Here is a 16,308-nt window from a genome sequence, read left to right on the forward strand (position 1 = left end):
ATTTCTGCTTTTCCTGCCATCGCATTTCCTTATACTTCCCCAGGCAAACACTCATGCCGTACGTGGCCTGCCCGGCCCCGACGTCCACAATAACTATTCTTGGTTCTGACGATGGAAAAAAGTTCTTCCACGCTGATTGCGCGCCTGTTAGGCGGCAGTCTGGTAAAACAAATTATGATTGGCCTGCTGGCCGGTATCGCGCTCGCCTGGTTCTCAAAAGATACGGCGCTGGCGGTCGGCCTGCTCGGCTCGCTGTTCGTTAACGCGCTGAAAGCGGTAGCGCCGCTGCTGGTGCTGGTGCTGGTCATTGCTTCAATTGCCAACCACAAGCATGGGCAAAAAAGTAATATTCGCCCGATTATTCTGCTTTATCTGCTGAGTACCTTTTTTGCAGCGGTGGTTGCCGTGGTTTGCAGTCACCTCTATCCGCAGGTGTTGACCCTGAGCGCAGCGCAAACGGAGATTACCCCGCCATCCGGCATTGTTGAGGTTTTAAACGGCTTGCTGATGAGCATGGTGGCGAATCCGTTTGATGCGCTTATTCACGCTAACTATATCGGCATTCTGGTGTGGGCGATTGGTTTGGGTATCGCTTTCCGCCACAGCAGCGAGAGCACCAAACAGTTGCTGAACGACGCCTCCGACGCCGTGACCTGGATGGTGCGTATCGTGATTCGCTGCGCGCCGCTGGGTATTTTCGGTCTGGTCGCCTCGATTCTGGCCTCTACCGGCTTTTCTGCGCTGTGGAATTATGCCCACCTGCTGACCCTGCTGATTGGCTGTATGCTGCTGATGGCGTTGGTGTTTAACCCGATGCTGGTGTGGTGGAAAATTCGCCGCAATCCTTATCCGCTGGTGTTTACCTGCCTGCGTGAAAGCGGCGTGACCGCTTTCTTTACCCGCAGCTCGGCGGCGAATATTCCGGTGAATATGGCGTTGGCGAAAAGGCTAGGCCTGGATGAAGATACCTGGTCGGTTTCTATCCCGCTGGGCGCCACTATCAGTATGGCGGGCGCATCCATCACCATTACCGTACTGACGCTGGCGGCGGTGAATACGCTGGGCATTCACGTTGACGTGCCGACCGCCGTGCTGCTTAGCCTGGTCGCTTCGCTGTGCGCCTGCGGCGCATCCGGCGTGGCGGGCGGTTCGCTGCTGCTGATCCCGGTGGCCTGTAATATGTTTGGTATTCCTAATGATGTCGCCATGCAGGTGGTCGCGGTAGGTTTTATTATCGGCGTACTGCAGGATTCGGCGGAAACCGCGCTGAACTCCTCTACCGATATTCTGTTTACCGCCGCCGTTTGTCAGGCGGAGGAGCAGCGCGCGGCAGCGAAGAGTCCCAGCTAAGCGCCTGTGGCTATCACGTAAAAAGCACGGTAAAGAGGCGGCCACTGGGCCGCCTCTTTCGTTAGACTACGTTTCTTTAAAGATCGCTGGAGCACTCTGTCGCTGGGCGCCTCTGGTAAGAGTGGCGCCCGCGCCGGAAGGCCATTGCGTCACTTTTCTATGCCTTACAGCGTGACGCCGCTTTTAAAGATCGCCAACTCGCGGAAATCGTTGCGCTCATTGTTGGTTTGCCTGCCGTTCGCGACCTCAACGATATAATCAACAAAGCGATCCAGCAGCGTCTCCATCGGCGTGTCCAGCACCAGCGGACCGGCGTTAAAATCGATCCAGTGCGGCTTACGTTCCGCCAGTTCGCTATTGGTAGCGATTTTTATCGTTGGCACAAACCCGCCGTAAGGGGTGCCGCGTCCGGTAGTAAACAGCACCATATGGCAGCCCGCTCCCGCCAGCGCGCTGGTCGCCACCGCATCGTTGCCCGGCGCGCTAAGCAGATTTAGCCCCGGCTGCCGCAGACGCTCGCCATACTTCAGCACATCCACTACCTGGCTCTGCCCGGCTTTTTGCGTACAGCCCAACGATTTCTCTTCCAGCGTGGTAATGCCGCCCGCCTTGTTTCCCGGCGAGGGATTTTCATAAATCGGCTGCTGATGAGCGATAAAATAGCGTTTGAAATCGTTGATCATTGCTACCGTTTTCTCGAAAGTCGCCTCGTCGCGACAGCGGCTCATCAGGATGCGTTCAGCGCCAAACATCTCCGGCACTTCGGTCAGGACGGTGGTCCCGCCGTTGGCGATCATCCGATCGGAAAAACGTCCCAGCAGCGGATTAGCGGTAATGCCGGAAAAACCATCTGAGCCGCCGCATTCCAGCCCGAATTTTAATTCGCTCAGCTTTCCTGGCTGGCGCCGATCGTGGCGCATGGTTTGATAGAGCTGATGCAGACGTTCCAGCCCCGCCTCTACCTCATCTTCCTGCTGCTGGCAGATCATAAAGCTAACGCGCTCGCTGTCGTAGTCGCCCAGCGTATCGCGGAACACATCAACCTGATTGTTCTCGCAGCCCAGACCAATCACCAGCACCGCGCCGGCATTGGGATGACGCACCATATTTTGCAGCATAGTGCGGGTGTTCTCATGATCCTGCCCCAGCTGTGAGCAGCCAAACGGATGGCTGAAAAGATGCACGCCATCAATGCCGGCGGCATCGTCGGTTTCACGTAAAAAGCGTTGCAGGATCTGACGCGCAATGCCGTTGACGCAGCCGACGGTCGGCAGGATCCACAGTTCATTGCGTATTCCCACTTCGCCGTTAGCGCGGCGGTAAACCTGGACTTCACGGTCGGCGGCCTGCGGCGGCAGCGTGATAAAATCGGGCTGATAGTGATACTCATCCAGATCGCTGAGGTTAGTGCGCGCATTTTGCGCATGAACATGCTCACCCGCCGCGATCGGCTGCGTGGCGTGGCCAATCGGCAAACCATATTTGATCACATGCTCATCAACGGCGATGGGCCGCAGCGCAAACTTATGTCCGCGGGCTACCGGCTGACGCAACGTAACGGTAACCTCATCCAGCGTCAGCACGCTACCTTCGTCCAGATCGCTGAGCGCGACGGCGACGTTATCGCGCGGCGCTATTTTAATCGCTTGTTGCATAGCCGGTATTCCTCATTGTGGTAATGCCGCCCGCATACCGTGAGCGGTGATATTTTGCAGGTGTTGCGTAACGGCATCGACCAGGCCGGGCTGCTGGCTAAGATCGCACTGCCAGTGCTGCTCATCGCTCAGTACCGCCTGTACCAGCTGCTGCAGCGAGATCGCGCCCTGCGCCTGCTGCGGCCACAGCGTGGCAAAGCGATCCAGCCACTGCGCATCATCCTGCAGGGGATAACGCTCGCCGTTGCGCTCGCCGCAGTAGTAAGCGATCAGCGCCGCCAGCGCGAAAGTTATGCGCGTCGGCCAACGGCCGTTCTGCTGATATCCGGTTAGCAACTGCGGCAGCAGACGCGTACGGAATTTGGTCATGCTATTTAACGCAATCGCCGACAGCTGATGGTGAATGAAGGGGTTACGGAAACGGCCCAGCACCGCATCTGCAAAGCGATGTAGATCCTCAGCCGGCAAATCCAGCGTGGGGATTACCTCTTCGCGCAGCATGGCGTCGATAAAATCCGCGATGCGGCTGTCATTCATCGCCTCGCCGACGGTATCCAGCCCGGCGAGCCAGGCTACCGGCACCATCGCCGTATGCGCGCCGTTCAGGATTGCCACCTTTTGCTCTTTCCACGGCTTGATATCTTCCACCAGCCGGACATTAAGCGGCAGTGCCGTTAGACGCAGCTCATCGGCTACCTGCTGCGGCCCCTGAATAACGAACTGGTAAAAAACCTCGCCCGCCACCAGCAACGGATCGCGATAGCCCAGCGAGTTAAACAGCGCTTCGGCCTCCGCCGCCGGATAACCGGGAACAATGCGATCCACCAGCGTGTTGCAGAAAATATTGTGCTGTTTAACCCAGGCGCTAAACGCTGCGGGCAGCTGCCAGCCTTCGGCATAGCGCAGTACCAGCTCACGCAGCGCGTCGCCGTTATGATCGATCAGCTCGCAGGGCAGAATGATCCAGCCTTTATCCGCGGCGCCGGAAAAATGCTGCCAGCGCGCCCACAGTAACTGAGTCACCTTGCCGGGGAACGAGCGGGCCGGCCGATCTTCCAGCCGATCGTCGGCGTTAAAGGCGATGCCCGCCTCGGTGGTGTTGGAAAACATAAAGCGAATCTGCGCGTCCTGCGCCAGCGCGATAAACGCATCAAACTGCCGATATGGCTGAATTTCCTGATTCACCGAACGGATCAGACGCGGCTCGCTCACCACCTCTCCCTGCGCATTCAGCCCACGGATCAGCGCGGTATAGAGCCCATCCTGATGGTTAAGCGTGTAGTCGGCAGGACGATTGGTTGGCCGCACCACCGTAACGCCGGCGTCCAGGTCGCTGTGGGCATTCAGTAAATCGATCTGCCAGTCGATAAACGCGCGTAGAAAATTGCCTTCGCCAAACTGGATGATGCGCGTGGGATACTGCGCGCCGGGAAAGTTTTTGCGATTCAGTGTTTGCATGACATCTCCGTGCCTTAAAGCTCAATGCCGAAATAGTCGCGGGCATTGTTAAAGCAGATGTTTTTCACCATATTGCCCAGCAGATCGATATCCGCAGGCGCTTCGCCGTTTTCCACCCAGCGGCCAATCATCTGGCACAGCAGACGACGGAAATATTCGTGACGCGTATAAGAAAGGAAGCTGCGGCTGTCGGTTAACATGCCGACAAAGCGGCTCAGCAGGCCTATTTGCGCCAGCTGCGTCATCTGCCGTTGCATGCCGTCCAGCTGATCGTTAAACCACCACGCGGAGCCAAACTGCATCTTGCCCGGCTCGCCTTCACCCTGAAAATTCCCAGCCATGGTCGCCAGCACTTCGTTATCACGCGGGTTGAGGCAGTAAAGAATGGTTTTCGGCAGCGCATTATTGCGGTTTTGCGCATCGAGCAGACGCGCCAGCGGCTCAGCCAGCGGACGATCGTTAATCGAGTCAAAGCCGACATCCGGCCCCAGCAGCTGCAGTTGACGACGATTATTATTGCGTAGCGCGCCGATATGATATTGCTGCACCCAGCCGCGGCGGGCGTACTCGGCGCCCAGCCAGACCAGCACTGCGGTTTTAAACTGCGCCATTTCCTGTTCTGAAGGCAGGCTTCCCTGCAGGCGACGCGCCAGGATCTCATCCAGCGTGGCGTCGTCCGCTTCGGCAAACAGCACCACATCCAGCGCATGATCGGAAACTTTACAGCCGTGCGCGGCAAAATGGTCGAGGCGCTTGCTAAGCGCGCGCCGTAAATCATCGAAGCGGCGGATATCGGTATCCGCTACCGCGCCAAGCTTATGCATGTAGTCGGTAAAGCCTTCTGCTTCAATATTGAACGCTTTATCAGGACGCCAGCTCGGCAATACTTTAATGGTAAAGCTCGTATCCTGCGCCAGGCGCTGATGATGCTGTAAATCGTCTACCGGGTCATCGGTCGTGCCCACCATACGTACGTTCATCTGCTGCATGATGCCGCGCGCGCTAAATTCATCCTGCGCCAACAGCGCGTTGCACTCATCCCAGATGCGATCGGCAGTTTTTTCCGATAGCAGCACGTTGGTGATGCCAAACGGGCGACGCAGTTCAAGATGGGTCCAGTGATAAAGCGGATTGCCGATGGTATGCGGAACGGTGCGCGCCCAGGCGTTAAATTTCTCGCGGTCGCTGGCATCGCCGGTACAGAGCGCTTCCGGCACGCCGTTAGCCCGCATGGCGCGCCATTTATAGTGATCGCCCTTCAGCCAGATATCGTACAGATTGTTAAAGCGGTAGTTATCTGCGATCTGCTGCGGCGGCAGGTGGCAATGATAATCAAAGATCGGTTGATCGGCCGCGTAGTCGTGATACAGGCGGCGGGCGAATTCACTATCCAGCAAAAAATCTTCGGTCATAAAACGGGACATTCCGATCTCCTTTTACATGAACGTTAGCGATGCGTTCACCTGATGGCAGGAAAAGTTATCATACCAATTAAAGCGGCCGCAGCGATTATTTTGCGATACAGCTCACATATTAGACAACTTCACGCCGCAGATTTGACGTTCAACTGCCCTGCAAACCAGTAATCACCTGACATTTCTTGGATTTAAGTATCCCATATTACAAAAATGGTTTTTGTGATGGCATTCAACTTTTAAATCTGTATGACAAGTTATCGTCAGCCCGTCAGATTTTGCTGAGCAGGAATTTTTCTCACAGGTAAGGAAAGGTAAGGGCAAAGATGCGCTTTTGCCCACGAATGCTCTCTGTCCGCAGTTGGCTGCGGCGGATCCGCCATAAAAAACAACAGCGGCACGGCCGCAAACAGAACTGGAAGAGGTATGACATGCGTAAAATAAAAGGGCTACGCTGGTATATGATCGGTCTGGTGACCATCGGTACCGTGCTGGGTTACCTGACGCGTAACGCCATTGCCGTAGCCGCGCCAACGCTGGAAGCACAGCTTCACATCACCACCCAGCAATACTCTTATATCGTGGCCGCCTACTCCGCCTGCTATACCGTGATGCAGCCGGTGGCCGGTTACATCCTGGATATCCTCGGCACCAAAGTCGGCTATGCAGTGTTCGCGATTATGTGGGCGATATTCTGCGCCGCCACCGCGCTGGCAAACAGCTGGGGCGGGCTGGCGATAGCACGCGCCGCGGTAGGCGCCGCCGAAGCGGCGATGATCCCCGCTGGCCTGAAAGCCAGCAGCGAATGGTTTCCGGCCAAAGAGCGTTCTATTGCGGTGGGCTATTTCAACGTTGGCTCCTCTATCGGCGCGATGGTCGCGCCGCCGCTGGTGGTGTGGGCTATCGTCGCCCACAGCTGGGAAATGGCCTTTATCATTACCGGCGTACTGAGCATGATCTGGGCGCTATGCTGGCTGCTGTTTTATAAACATCCCAAACAGCAGAAAAAGCTCAGCGATAACGAACGCGACTACATTCTTTCCGGCCAGGAAGCGCAGCACCAGATCGACAATGGCAAGAAAATGAGCGCCGGTCAGATCCTGCGTAACCGCCAATTTTGGGGCATCGCGCTGCCGCGCTTTCTGGCGGAGCCGGCGTGGGGTACGTTTAATGCCTGGATCCCGCTGTTTATGTTTAAAGTTTACGGCTTTAATCTAAAAGAGATCGCCATGTTTGCCTGGATGCCGATGCTGTTCGCCGATTTGGGCTGCATTGTCGGCGGTTACCTGCCGCCGCTGTTTCAACGGCTGTTTGGCGTAAACCTGATCGTTTCACGCAAGCTGGTGGTAACGATGGGCGCGGTATTAATGATTGCGCCCGGCACCATCGGCCTGTTTACCAGCCCCTACGTGGCGATTGGTCTGCTGTGCGTAGGCGGCTTTGCGCATCAGGCGCTCTCCGGCGCGCTGATTACGCTCTCTTCGGATGTCTTTGGCCGTAATGAAGTCGCCACCGCTAACGGGCTGACCGGCATGGCCGCCTGGACCGCCAGCACCATGTTCGCGCTGGTAGTCGGCGCGCTGGCCGATACGCTGGGCTTCAGTCCACTGTTTGCCGCGCTGGCAGTATTCGATCTGCTGGGCGCAGTAGTTATCTGGACGGTATTGAAAAACAAACCGGCCGCCGAACTGGAGCCGACGCCAGCCACGCCTGTTGCCGAACCGGTACGCAGCTAACCTGCCGCAGGGCGCGCATCTGCTGGTGCGCGCCTCGCTCCCCTTCTCTTTTGCTGACGCAGCGCGCATTTCCATCGTCTCACTCTTTGCAGTCATTGGCCTGACGGCCGGTAAGTGGTATAACAACTTACAGAATATCCCTGCAGGAAACAGACCTATGGAAATCAGCGAACCGCGTCGTCTTTATCAACAGCTGGCCTCAGAACTAAAGAATCGCATTGAAGGCGGACAGTATCAGCCAGGCGATAAGCTGCCGGCGGAACGTTTAATCGCTGAAGAGATGCAGGTCAGCCGTACCGTGGTACGTGAGGCGATCATCATGTTGGAGGTGGAAGGCTACGTTGAGGTGCGCAAAGGTTCCGGTATCCATGTGATTTCCAACCAGCAGAACCACCGCGTCATGACTAACAGTCAGCTGGAGTTTGCTAATTTCGGTCCCTTCGAACTGTTACAGGCGCGTCAGCTGATTGAAAGTAACGTGGCGGAATTTGCCGCAACGCGCGTGACCCGCCAGGACATCGTGCAGCTGATGGAGATCCAGCAGGAGGCGCGCAAAGAAGATCGCTTCCGCGATTCTGAATGGGATATGCGTTTTCATGTACAAATTGCCATGGCGACGCAAAACAGCGCGCTGGCGGCTATTGTTGAGAAAATGTGGCTGCATCGCACCCACAATCCCTACTGGCTGAAACTGCATGAACATATTGACGAACGCTCTATCGGCAGCTGGTGCAATGACCACGATCTGATCCTGAAGGCTCTGATGCGCAAAGATCCCGCCGCCGCCAAACTGGCGATGTGGCAGCATCTGGAAAACACCCGACAGATGTTATTTAATGCCACCACTGACGATTTTGAGTTCAACGTCGACCGCTATATGTTTGCTGAAAACCCGGTTATTCTGCCTGATACCTCCTCTTCCCGCTAAAAAAAGACGCTTTGCCTAACAAAGCGTCTAAAGTCAGCTAAGTTACTTTAGTGTCAGCCAGTGTAAAGCTCCTTTCTGCTAATGATTTTCAACGGTAAAACTCTCAGACAGTGGTAACTTTCCCTGTCTCGTAAAGGTGGATTTTGTTACAGTTATCCGCCTTTTCTTACCCTTTCGCAGCGGGAAAGAAGAACGCTTCGTTTTTATCGCCGCTAAAGGCGACAGACGATTACCCGGCCTGAGGTAGCGGCGACTACAATTAACAAAAACTGCCAGCCTGCCCCCGGCCTCTTTATTGATGGGCCAGTGTTAACAATGAAGTTCAGGAATAATGAATGGATATTTTAAAAGCGCTGTTGCAAGCCTTATGGCAACAAGATTTTGAGACCCTGTCCGATCCGACCCTGGTCTGGGCAATTTATGGCGTGCTGTTTATGATTTTGTTTCTGGAGAATGGCCTGCTTCCCGCCGCTTTTCTCCCCGGCGATAGCCTGCTTATTCTGGTTGGCGTACTGATTGCCAAAGGCACAATGAATTTCCCGCTGACCCTGTTTATCCTCACCACTGCGGCCAGCCTCGGATGCTGGGTTAGCTATATTCAGGGCCGCTGGCTGGGCAATACGCCCACCGTGCAAAAATGGCTATCCCATCTGCCCGCGCAGTATCACCAACGCGCCCATCAGATGTTTCATCGCCATGGCCTCTCCGCCCTGTTAATTGGTCGCTTTATCGCTTTCGTACGTACGCTGCTGCCTACCATTGCCGGCCTTTCCGGCCTGAGCAATACCCGCTTTCAGTTCTTTAACTGGGTAAGCGCTTTCCTGTGGGTCTTCATCCTGACGGTGTTGGGCTTTGCGCTGGGCAAAACGCCGCTTTTCCGCCGTTATGAAGATGAGCTGATGTTCTGTCTGATGCTGCTGCCGCTGGTGCTACTGGTGTTCGGTTTGGCGGGGTCGTTGGTGGTGCTGTGGCGTAAACGCAACGGTAACGGCAAGCAAAAAGGTCAACCCTGATGCAATGGTTACAGCCCCTGTTACGTCAGCCGCTGCGCTGGCTGCTGATCGGATTGCTGGCGATTATCGCCTTTGCGCTGGTGCCGGCCCTGTTTCGTCATGAAAACGCCCTGCAAATTCGCGCGGCCGAACAGGGCGTCACCCTGCCGGACGGGTTCTACGTCTGGCAGAGGTTGAATGCGCAGGGCATTCAGGTGAAAAGCATCACGCCCGCCCAGGACTCGCTGGTGTTGCGCTTTGAATCGCAGGAGCAGAGCCAGGCGGCTCAGCGCGCCCTGCTTAAAATTCTGCCGCATGGTTTTGATATCGCCCAGTTAGATAGCCATGGCGGCTGGCTGAATAAAATTTCGCTACGGCCGCAGTTCGTTGGCTGACCCTGCATAGCGCCCTTCCCCTGCCGCAAATCGGCTTTCTTTATTAACACTTTTGAGCTTTCCGCAAAGAGTGTCTATTCTTACAAAAGGTTATGAGGCGGCATGGCGGCCAGCCTTGTAGCTGCTGCATCTTAACCGTTCACAGGGAACGGCTGAATTTAACAATGGAAGGTCAAGATCGGATGAAATTTCGTACCTCGCTTTTTCTGGCTCTGTTTTCCCTTTCCGGCTTTACCCAGGCCGCTGGCGTCCTCTGTATGCAGAAAGAGAAAAATATTGAGCACGAAATCGCAGTTGCTAAACAACATGATAATCAACGTCGGGTGAACGGCCTCGAACGCGCGCTCACGGAAGTACGCGCCAGCTGCACTGATGAAAAGCTTACGGCGGCCCATCAGGAAAACATTAACGCCAAAAAGCGGGAAGTGGCAGAACGAGAACAAGATCTGAAAGATGCCGAAGAAGATGGCGATAAGGAAAAAATCGCTAAACGCCAACGAAAATTACAGGAAGAGCGCGAAGAGCTTAAAGCGCTTCAGGCTGCTCCCTGGTAACCCATTTACAGCGTACATTGCCTGAGAATAAAGGAGTGTTTCATGTCAAAAGATACTACGTCAGAACACCTGCGCGCCGAGCTGAAGAATCTGGCGGATACGCTGGAAGAAGTGCTGAGCCATTCTACCGATAAATCAAAATCAGAAATGGATAAGCTGCGTAGCAAAGCGCGCGCCGCGCTGGATGAGTCACGCCTGCGCTTGGGTGAAACCGGCGATCGTCTGTCGCAGACCACTCGTGAAGCGGTGAGCCACGCCGATGATTATGTGCGTGAAAATCCGTGGCACGGCGTCGGTATCGGCGCAGCCATCGGGCTGGCCATCGGCATGCTGATTTCGCGTCGTTAATTATGGCCGATTCTCAGCAGAGCCACGGCCCAGGCAAAGGGGTCATAAACATCGGACAGCGTCTCGTCACTACGCTGGTTGGCATGGTAGAAACCCGTGTGCGCCTCGCTGTGGTCGAGCTGGAAGAGGAGAAGGCCAATCTGATACAGATGCTGTTGATGATTGGCCTGACTATGCTGTTCACCGCGTTTGGTCTGATGAGCCTGATGGTACTGGTGATCTGGGCGGTTGACGCACAGTATCGCCTGATGACCATTGGCATTACTACCGCCGTGCTATTTGTACTGGCGCTTATTTTCGGCCTGTGGACGCTGCGTAAGTCGCGTAAATCCACGCTGTTGCACCATACGCGGAAAGAGCTTTCCTCTGACCGTAAAATGCTGGAGGACCGCCAACCATGACGCGAGCTGACCGTGAACAACGTAAAGCGGATCTGCTAATAACTATTCACCAGCAGCGCCTCGATCTGAGTATGGCGCGGCGCGAATGGCTGTTGGAAACCGCCCGTTACGATCGCGGTTGGATGACGCTGTTAAGCCTGCGTAGCTATCTGGCTATCGGCAGCAGCGCCCTGGCGATTTGGTCGGTACGCAATCCCAACTTTTTAATGCGTTGGGCGAAGCGCGGCGTGGGTGCATGGAGCACCTGGCGCCTGATCAAATCCAACCTGCCGCGTAAGCACTAGCGCCTCCTCTGATTGCCTGCAAATAGTGCAGGCAATCAATATCAATTTTCTTGAACTTCTTTGACAGTTTAACTCGCTTACAAATCTTCTCCTGCCCACTTATTATCCTCCTCAGTTACCGAGAGCAGCCAGCAATCGCCTGCAATCATACAGTTTAATCGCTCAGGCGCGTGTCGCCTGGGAAAAAACAACACTGGGGAAAACCATGAAAAAATTCGAAGATCTTGGCCTGTTGGCCGCGCGTATTTTGCTGCCGATCCTGTTTATCGTTTCTGGCTGGGGCAAAGTGACCGGCTACGACACCACCGCGCAGTATATGCAGGCGATGGGCGTACCGGCGTTTATTCTACCGCTGGTTATCCTGCTGGAGCTGGGCGGCGGGCTGGCGATCCTGTTTGGTTTCCTGACGCGTTTTACCGCACTGTTTACCGCCGTCTTTACGCTGCTGACCGCCTTCCTGTTCCACAGCAATTTCGCTGAAGGCGTGAACGCGATGACGTTTATGAAAAATCTCTCTATCGCGGGCGGCTTCCTGTTGCTGGGCATCAGCGGCGCTGGCGCTTACAGCATCGATCGCCTGTTAGGGAAAAAGTGGTAAGTGGTAACTATACGCTAAATAATTCAAGTTGCAGGAAGTCGGCGACGCAGGGAATCCCCGGGAGCTTACTCCTGTAAGTGACCGGGGTGAGCGAGGAATGCCAACGCACAGGCAACTTGAAGTATGACGGGTATATACTTAATCATCTACGGGCGAGGATGGCTGCATTCTCGCCCCTTGCATTTTGGAGGCTTTATGGGACAACTGGTTGATGGCGTCTGGCAGGATACCTGGTATGACACTAAATCGAACGGCGGCCGCTTTAAGCGCTCTGATTCCGCGTTTCGTAACTGGGTGACCGCCGACGGCAGTGCGGGCCCAACAGGAAAAGCGGGATTTATCGCCGAACGCGATCGCTATCATCTGTATGTCTCCCTTGCCTGCCCGTGGGCGCATCGCACGTTGATCATGCGTCAGTTGAAAGGGCTGGAGCAGATGATTTCGGTTTCGGTGGTGCATCCGCTGATGCTGGAAAACGGCTGGACCTTCGCAACCGATTTTCCGGCAGCGACCGGCGATACGCTATATCAGCATGATTTTCTGTATCAACTTTATCTGCAGGCCGATGCCAACTATAGCGGCCGGGTGACGGTGCCGGTACTGTGGGATAAGCAGCAGCAAACCATTGTCAGTAATGAGTCCGCCGACATTATCCGGATGTTCAACTCCGCGTTTGACGCCGTCGGCGCACGCGCCGGTGATTATTATCCCACGGCCCTGCGTGAAGAGATCGATGAGCTGAACGGCTGGATCTACGATACGGTGAATAACGGCGTCTATAAATCGGGTTTCGCCACCTCGCAGGCGGCCTACGACGAAGCCGTAGAAGCGCTGTTTCGTTCGCTGAATCGGCTGGAGCAGATCCTCGGCCAGCATCGCTGGCTGACCGGCAATCAGCTTACCGAAGCGGATCTGCGGCTGTGGACCACGCTGGTGCGCTTCGATCCGGTTTATGTCACCCACTTTAAATGCGACCGCCATCGCATCGGCGACTATCTCAATCTGAACGGCTTTTTACGCGATATCTGGCAAATGCCCGGTATCGCTGAGACGGTAAATCTGCAACATATCCGTCATCACTACTATTGCAGTCATAAAACCATTAACCCCAGCGGCGTCATTTCCGTGGGGCCGGCCTTTGACTGGGATGAGCCGCACGGACGAGATGAACGCTTTTCCTGACCCGCGACAGCTTCACCCGCGATGTTTCTCGTAAAATCTGCGGGTTAGCTGATGGGTTAGCCTTTTTTAGCCAGCAGGCGCGGGATCTCACGCAGGCACCAGGCTTTGGCCTCGCCCATGCTGTCGCGCCGCCAGGCCATAATAATATCGATTTCGCGGGTAGTTTCCGGGCTGACCACGCGCAGACGCCCTTCGGCAATATCCTGTTCTACCAGCGGATAAGGCATGCTGGCCACGCCTAACCCCGCCAGCAGAGCACGGCGCTTATCATCCATGCTGCTGAGCGTTAAGCGCTGCTGTTTATCCAGTAGCTGTACCGTTAGCACCGGCCTTTCACGCGCGGTATCCGCCACCGCGATGCCGCGATATTTTACCCGCGTGGTTTCAGAAAGCGGCTCCGGCTCCTGATGGATCGGATGATCCGGGCTGGCGACGATCACGCTCATAATGCTATAGAGTTTACGGGTATTGATCTCGGTAGAGGCGCGAAAGTGCAGATCCGGCGCCACGACGATATCTGCCCGTCCCTGCTCCAGCCGTTCCCATGCTCCTGCCAGCACCTCGGTAATCAAGGAGATTTGCGTGTTGGCTTTTTCCGACAGCTTCTCTACCAGCGGAAACAGCATTTCGGTCGGCACCAGCGCCTCGGCAACGATGGTCAGATGCGTTTCCCAACCGCGCGCCAGCGCTTCCGCATCGGTGGTGAGTTTATCGGCCGCCTCCAGTAGCACCCGGCCGCGCTCCAGCAGCATGCGCCCCACGTTAGTGAATTTGGTGCGGTGACCAGAGCGATCAAACAGCACCACATCCAACTCTTCTTCCAGTTTTTGCATGGTGTAGCTGAGTGCGGAAGGCACGCGGCCCAGTTCGTCAGCGGCCGCAGCAAAACTGCCGCGCCGATCGATAGCATCCATCACGCGTAGTGCTTCCAAAGTCAGGGCCCGATCTTTTGCCATTGCGCGTCTCTGTCAGTAATTTTGAATATGCCTGGCAGATTAACTGGCTAACAATCCGCCGTCCAGATATTTACCATAGAAACCTGACAGGTGACCTGACAGCATAGACAGGCGCAGGAGAGGTAATCTAACCATGATGAGATCACGCACCGCGCAACAGTGCGGTCAGGCCGATTACGGCTGGCTGCAGGCGCGTTATACATTTTCTTTTGGCCACTATTTTGATCCAAAACTTCTGGGCTATGCCTCGCTGCGGGTACTGAATCAGGAAGTGCTCGCGCCCGGCGCCGCTTTCCAGCCGCGTACCTATCCCCGGGTGGATATTCTTAACCTGATCCTGCGCGGCGAGGCGGAATATCGCGACAGCGAAGGCAATTACTGTCGGGCAAGCGATGGCGATATCCTGCTGCTGTCAACGCAGCCGGGCGTGACCTGGAGCGAGCAGAACGTAAACCGTGATGGGCCGCTGACGCGTATCCAGCTGTGGCTGGATGCCTGCCCGCAACGTGAAAACCCGCTGGTGCAGCAACTGACGCTGACGCCGCAGGAGCCGCATCAGCTGATCGCTTCGCCCGATGGCGAAAACAACAGCCTGCAGGTGCGCCAACAGGTCTGGATCCATCACATTTCCCTGGAGCCGGGGCAAGAGTGGCAGCAGCCGTTACAGGGCGCGCGCGCCTGGCTACAGTCGATTCACGGCCAGTTTCAGGCGCTGTCGGCGAACGGCGAACGGGAAACGTTGGGCTGCGGCGACGGCGCGTTTATCCGTGATGAAACCAGCATTCGTCTGCAGGCGAAAACAGCGCTACGCGCGCTGGTGGTTGATTTGATGAGCTAAGTAAAAAAGGGGCGACGCGCAAGCCGCCCCTGGCAGGATTATTTCAGGATAGTAAAGGCGGTCGTAACGTGCTTCACGCCGCTGACCCGGCTGGCGATATCCGCCGCCGCGCTGGCTTCTTTTTGCGTTACCAGCCCCAGCAGGAACACCTCGCCGTTTTCAGTCGTTACCTTCACGTTAGAGGATTTTACCTGATCGCTGCCCAGCAGCTGCGAGCGTACTTTGGTGGTGATCCAGGTATCGGAAGAGGCGGTGCCCAACGTCACTTTCGGCCCCTGACGGATTTCGTTATACACCTCCGTCGCGCCATCCACGCCCATGGTAATTTGTTTCGCGCGATCCGCCACTTCTGCGCTCGGTGCCTGGCCGGTCAGCAGCACTTTGCCCTGATAGGCGGTGGCCACGACATGCGCATCTTTTTTGATTTGCTGATCTTTCGCCAGCGCGTTGCTGACGCGCAGCTCCAGCGTGCCGTCATCCACCTGAGTGCCGACGGTACGCGGATCGGTGGCGCTCTTGGTCGCTACCGCTGCGCTGCCGACCACAACGGCGGCACAGCCCTGTAATAACAGAGCGGCAAAAATCACTGCCAGTGCAGATAGTGCCTTCATTACATCTCCTTGTTTATTCCTGATGAGGAAACAGGGTGTTATCAATCAAATCACACAGGCAGTTCACGGTCAGCATATGCATTTCATGAATTCTGGCGCTTCTGTGTGATGGAATGCGAATCTCCACATCCTGCGGGCCCAGCAATCCAGCCAGCTCGCCGCCATCATAACCGGTCAGGGCAATAATCGTCATATCACGCGTTACCGCCGCTTCTACCGCCTTAACGATATCGCGGCTGTTGCCGCGGGTAGAGATCGCCAACAGCACATCCCCGGTCTGGCCCAGCGCCCGGACCTGTTTGGCATACACCTCAACGTGCAGCCGATCGTCGCCGATGGCGGTCAACAAAATATTGTCCGCGCTTAGCGCCAGCGCCGGCAGGCTGGGGCGTTCCGCTTCATAACGGTTAATCATGCTGGCGGCGAAATGCTGCGCATTCGCCGCCGAGGTGCCGTTGCCGCAGCAAAGGATCTTATTGCCGTTCAGCAGTGATTGCACCATGGTCATCGCCGCGCGGGAAATGGCGTCGGGTAACGCCTCCGCGGCGGCTATCTGCGTCTGTATACTTTCCGTAAAACAGGCTTTTATTCTTTCCAGCACACTACC

Annotated in this window: 18 protein-coding genes; 12 read left to right on the top strand and 6 right to left on the bottom strand. The window is 55.9% G+C overall.

Features of this window, described 5'->3' with window-relative positions:
* The first annotated feature begins 111 nt into the window (after window positions 1-111).
* The gene (sstT, locus tag K6958_RS17650) at window positions 112-1,350 is read left to right on the top strand and encodes a serine/threonine transporter SstT (protein WP_249892328.1); all 1,239 of its coding nucleotides are present in this window, start codon (window positions 112-114) and stop codon (window positions 1,348-1,350) included.
* A 164-nt stretch (window positions 1,351-1,514) separates the two neighbouring features.
* Here the strand turns inward: sstT and K6958_RS17655 are convergent, their stop codons facing one another.
* From K6958_RS17655 to uxaC, 3 genes are read right to left on the bottom strand one after another with little or no spacing between them, the layout of a single operon-like run.
* A complete protein-coding gene (locus tag K6958_RS17655) occupies window positions 1,515-3,005 on the bottom strand; it encodes a UxaA family hydrolase (protein ID WP_249892329.1) in 1,491 nt (496 codons plus the stop codon).
* 12 nt (window positions 3,006-3,017) lie between these two features.
* Window positions 3,018-4,463, bottom strand: a complete 1,446-nt coding sequence (locus K6958_RS17660) for a tagaturonate reductase (protein ID WP_249892330.1) — start codon at window positions 4,461-4,463, stop codon at window positions 3,018-3,020.
* A gap of 14 nt (window positions 4,464-4,477) precedes the next feature.
* A complete protein-coding gene (gene uxaC / locus K6958_RS17665; RefSeq protein WP_249892331.1) occupies window positions 4,478-5,887 on the bottom strand; it encodes a glucuronate isomerase in 1,410 nt (469 codons plus the stop codon).
* Window positions 5,888-6,309: 422 nt separating this feature from the next.
* Here uxaC and K6958_RS17670 point away from each other — a divergent pair, with 422 nt between their 5' ends.
* The 10 genes from K6958_RS17670 to K6958_RS17715 all read left to right on the top strand — a co-directional run bounded on the left by K6958_RS17670 (window position 6,310) and on the right by K6958_RS17715 (window position 13,296).
* Window positions 6,310-7,614, top strand: coding sequence for an MFS transporter (locus K6958_RS17670; RefSeq protein ID WP_249892332.1), 1,305 nt, complete (start codon window positions 6,310-6,312; stop codon window positions 7,612-7,614).
* A 157-nt stretch (window positions 7,615-7,771) separates the two neighbouring features.
* Complete coding sequence (gene exuR / locus K6958_RS17675) at window positions 7,772-8,542, top strand: transcriptional regulator ExuR (protein ID WP_249892333.1); 771 nt, start codon at window positions 7,772-7,774, stop codon at window positions 8,540-8,542.
* A gap of 335 nt (window positions 8,543-8,877) precedes the next feature.
* Window positions 8,878-9,555: a DedA family protein gene (locus K6958_RS17680; protein ID WP_249892334.1), complete on the top strand. Its 678-nt coding sequence runs from the start codon at window positions 8,878-8,880 to the stop codon at window positions 9,553-9,555.
* Window positions 9,555-9,929, top strand: coding sequence for an EnvZ/OmpR regulon moderator MzrA (mzrA, locus tag K6958_RS17685; RefSeq protein ID WP_249892335.1), 375 nt, complete (start codon window positions 9,555-9,557; stop codon window positions 9,927-9,929). Before K6958_RS17680 ends, mzrA begins: the two co-directional genes overlap by 1 nt.
* A gap of 182 nt (window positions 9,930-10,111) precedes the next feature.
* Complete coding sequence (locus tag K6958_RS17690; protein ID WP_249892336.1) at window positions 10,112-10,483, top strand: DUF1090 domain-containing protein; 372 nt, start codon at window positions 10,112-10,114, stop codon at window positions 10,481-10,483.
* A 42-nt stretch (window positions 10,484-10,525) separates the two neighbouring features.
* Window positions 10,526-10,831, top strand: a complete 306-nt coding sequence (locus K6958_RS17695; protein WP_085069951.1) for an ElaB/YgaM/YqjD family protein — start codon at window positions 10,526-10,528, stop codon at window positions 10,829-10,831.
* Window positions 10,832-10,833: 2 nt separating this feature from the next.
* Complete coding sequence (locus K6958_RS17700; protein WP_249892337.1) at window positions 10,834-11,232, top strand: phage holin family protein; 399 nt, start codon at window positions 10,834-10,836, stop codon at window positions 11,230-11,232.
* The gene (locus K6958_RS17705; protein WP_249892338.1) at window positions 11,229-11,516 is read left to right on the top strand and encodes a YqjK-like family protein; all 288 of its coding nucleotides are present in this window, start codon (window positions 11,229-11,231) and stop codon (window positions 11,514-11,516) included. The genes K6958_RS17700 and K6958_RS17705 overlap by 4 nt, the downstream gene beginning before the upstream one ends.
* 205 nt (window positions 11,517-11,721) lie before the next feature.
* The gene (locus K6958_RS17710; RefSeq protein ID WP_249892339.1) at window positions 11,722-12,114 is read left to right on the top strand and encodes a DoxX family protein; all 393 of its coding nucleotides are present in this window, start codon (window positions 11,722-11,724) and stop codon (window positions 12,112-12,114) included.
* Between the two features lie 195 nt (window positions 12,115-12,309).
* A complete protein-coding gene (locus tag K6958_RS17715; protein ID WP_249892340.1) occupies window positions 12,310-13,296 on the top strand; it encodes a glutathione S-transferase family protein in 987 nt (328 codons plus the stop codon).
* A gap of 56 nt (window positions 13,297-13,352) precedes the next feature.
* On the opposite strand, the gene K6958_RS17720 is transcribed toward K6958_RS17715, so the two are convergent.
* A complete protein-coding gene (locus tag K6958_RS17720) occupies window positions 13,353-14,252 on the bottom strand; it encodes a LysR family transcriptional regulator (RefSeq protein WP_249892341.1) in 900 nt (299 codons plus the stop codon).
* Between the two features lie 133 nt (window positions 14,253-14,385).
* Here K6958_RS17720 and K6958_RS17725 point away from each other — a divergent pair, with 133 nt between their 5' ends.
* Window positions 14,386-15,090: a pirin family protein gene (locus tag K6958_RS17725; RefSeq protein WP_249892342.1), complete on the top strand. Its 705-nt coding sequence runs from the start codon at window positions 14,386-14,388 to the stop codon at window positions 15,088-15,090.
* Between the two features lie 38 nt (window positions 15,091-15,128).
* Here the strand turns inward: K6958_RS17725 and dolP are convergent, their stop codons facing one another.
* Both dolP and diaA read right to left on the bottom strand, forming a co-directional pair.
* Window positions 15,129-15,701 (bottom strand): division/outer membrane stress-associated lipid-binding lipoprotein, encoded by a 573-nt coding sequence (gene dolP, locus K6958_RS17730; protein WP_249892343.1) that lies wholly within the window; start codon window positions 15,699-15,701, stop codon window positions 15,129-15,131.
* A gap of 13 nt (window positions 15,702-15,714) precedes the next feature.
* A complete protein-coding gene (diaA, locus tag K6958_RS17735; RefSeq protein ID WP_085069938.1) occupies window positions 15,715-16,302 on the bottom strand; it encodes a DnaA initiator-associating protein DiaA in 588 nt (195 codons plus the stop codon).
* Window positions 16,303-16,308 lie beyond the last annotated feature (6 nt).

Origin of the sequence: Mixta hanseatica, from assembly GCF_023517775.1 — a bacterium.
In the GTDB taxonomy this organism is placed as follows: domain Bacteria; phylum Pseudomonadota; class Gammaproteobacteria; order Enterobacterales; family Enterobacteriaceae; genus Mixta; species Mixta hanseatica.

Coding starts and splice junctions, on each gene's coding strand:
- sstT (WP_249892328.1), top strand. CDS start 112: ATGGAAAAAAGTTCTTCCACGCTGATTGCGCGCCTGTTAGGCGGCAGT.
- K6958_RS17655 (WP_249892329.1), bottom strand. CDS start 3,005: ATGCAACAAGCGATTAAAATAGCGCCGCGCGATAACGTCGCCGTCGCG.
- K6958_RS17660 (WP_249892330.1), bottom strand. CDS start 4,463: ATGCAAACACTGAATCGCAAAAACTTTCCCGGCGCGCAGTATCCCACG.
- uxaC (WP_249892331.1), bottom strand. CDS start 5,887: ATGTCCCGTTTTATGACCGAAGATTTTTTGCTGGATAGTGAATTCGCC.
- K6958_RS17670 (WP_249892332.1), top strand. CDS start 6,310: ATGCGTAAAATAAAAGGGCTACGCTGGTATATGATCGGTCTGGTGACC.
- exuR (WP_249892333.1), top strand. CDS start 7,772: ATGGAAATCAGCGAACCGCGTCGTCTTTATCAACAGCTGGCCTCAGAA.
- K6958_RS17680 (WP_249892334.1), top strand. CDS start 8,878: ATGGATATTTTAAAAGCGCTGTTGCAAGCCTTATGGCAACAAGATTTT.
- mzrA (WP_249892335.1), top strand. CDS start 9,555: ATGCAATGGTTACAGCCCCTGTTACGTCAGCCGCTGCGCTGGCTGCTG.
- K6958_RS17690 (WP_249892336.1), top strand. CDS start 10,112: ATGAAATTTCGTACCTCGCTTTTTCTGGCTCTGTTTTCCCTTTCCGGC.
- K6958_RS17695 (WP_085069951.1), top strand. CDS start 10,526: ATGTCAAAAGATACTACGTCAGAACACCTGCGCGCCGAGCTGAAGAAT.
- K6958_RS17700 (WP_249892337.1), top strand. CDS start 10,834: ATGGCCGATTCTCAGCAGAGCCACGGCCCAGGCAAAGGGGTCATAAAC.
- K6958_RS17705 (WP_249892338.1), top strand. CDS start 11,229: ATGACGCGAGCTGACCGTGAACAACGTAAAGCGGATCTGCTAATAACT.
- K6958_RS17710 (WP_249892339.1), top strand. CDS start 11,722: ATGAAAAAATTCGAAGATCTTGGCCTGTTGGCCGCGCGTATTTTGCTG.
- K6958_RS17715 (WP_249892340.1), top strand. CDS start 12,310: ATGGGACAACTGGTTGATGGCGTCTGGCAGGATACCTGGTATGACACT.
- K6958_RS17720 (WP_249892341.1), bottom strand. CDS start 14,252: ATGGCAAAAGATCGGGCCCTGACTTTGGAAGCACTACGCGTGATGGAT.
- K6958_RS17725 (WP_249892342.1), top strand. CDS start 14,386: ATGATGAGATCACGCACCGCGCAACAGTGCGGTCAGGCCGATTACGGC.
- dolP (WP_249892343.1), bottom strand. CDS start 15,701: ATGAAGGCACTATCTGCACTGGCAGTGATTTTTGCCGCTCTGTTATTA.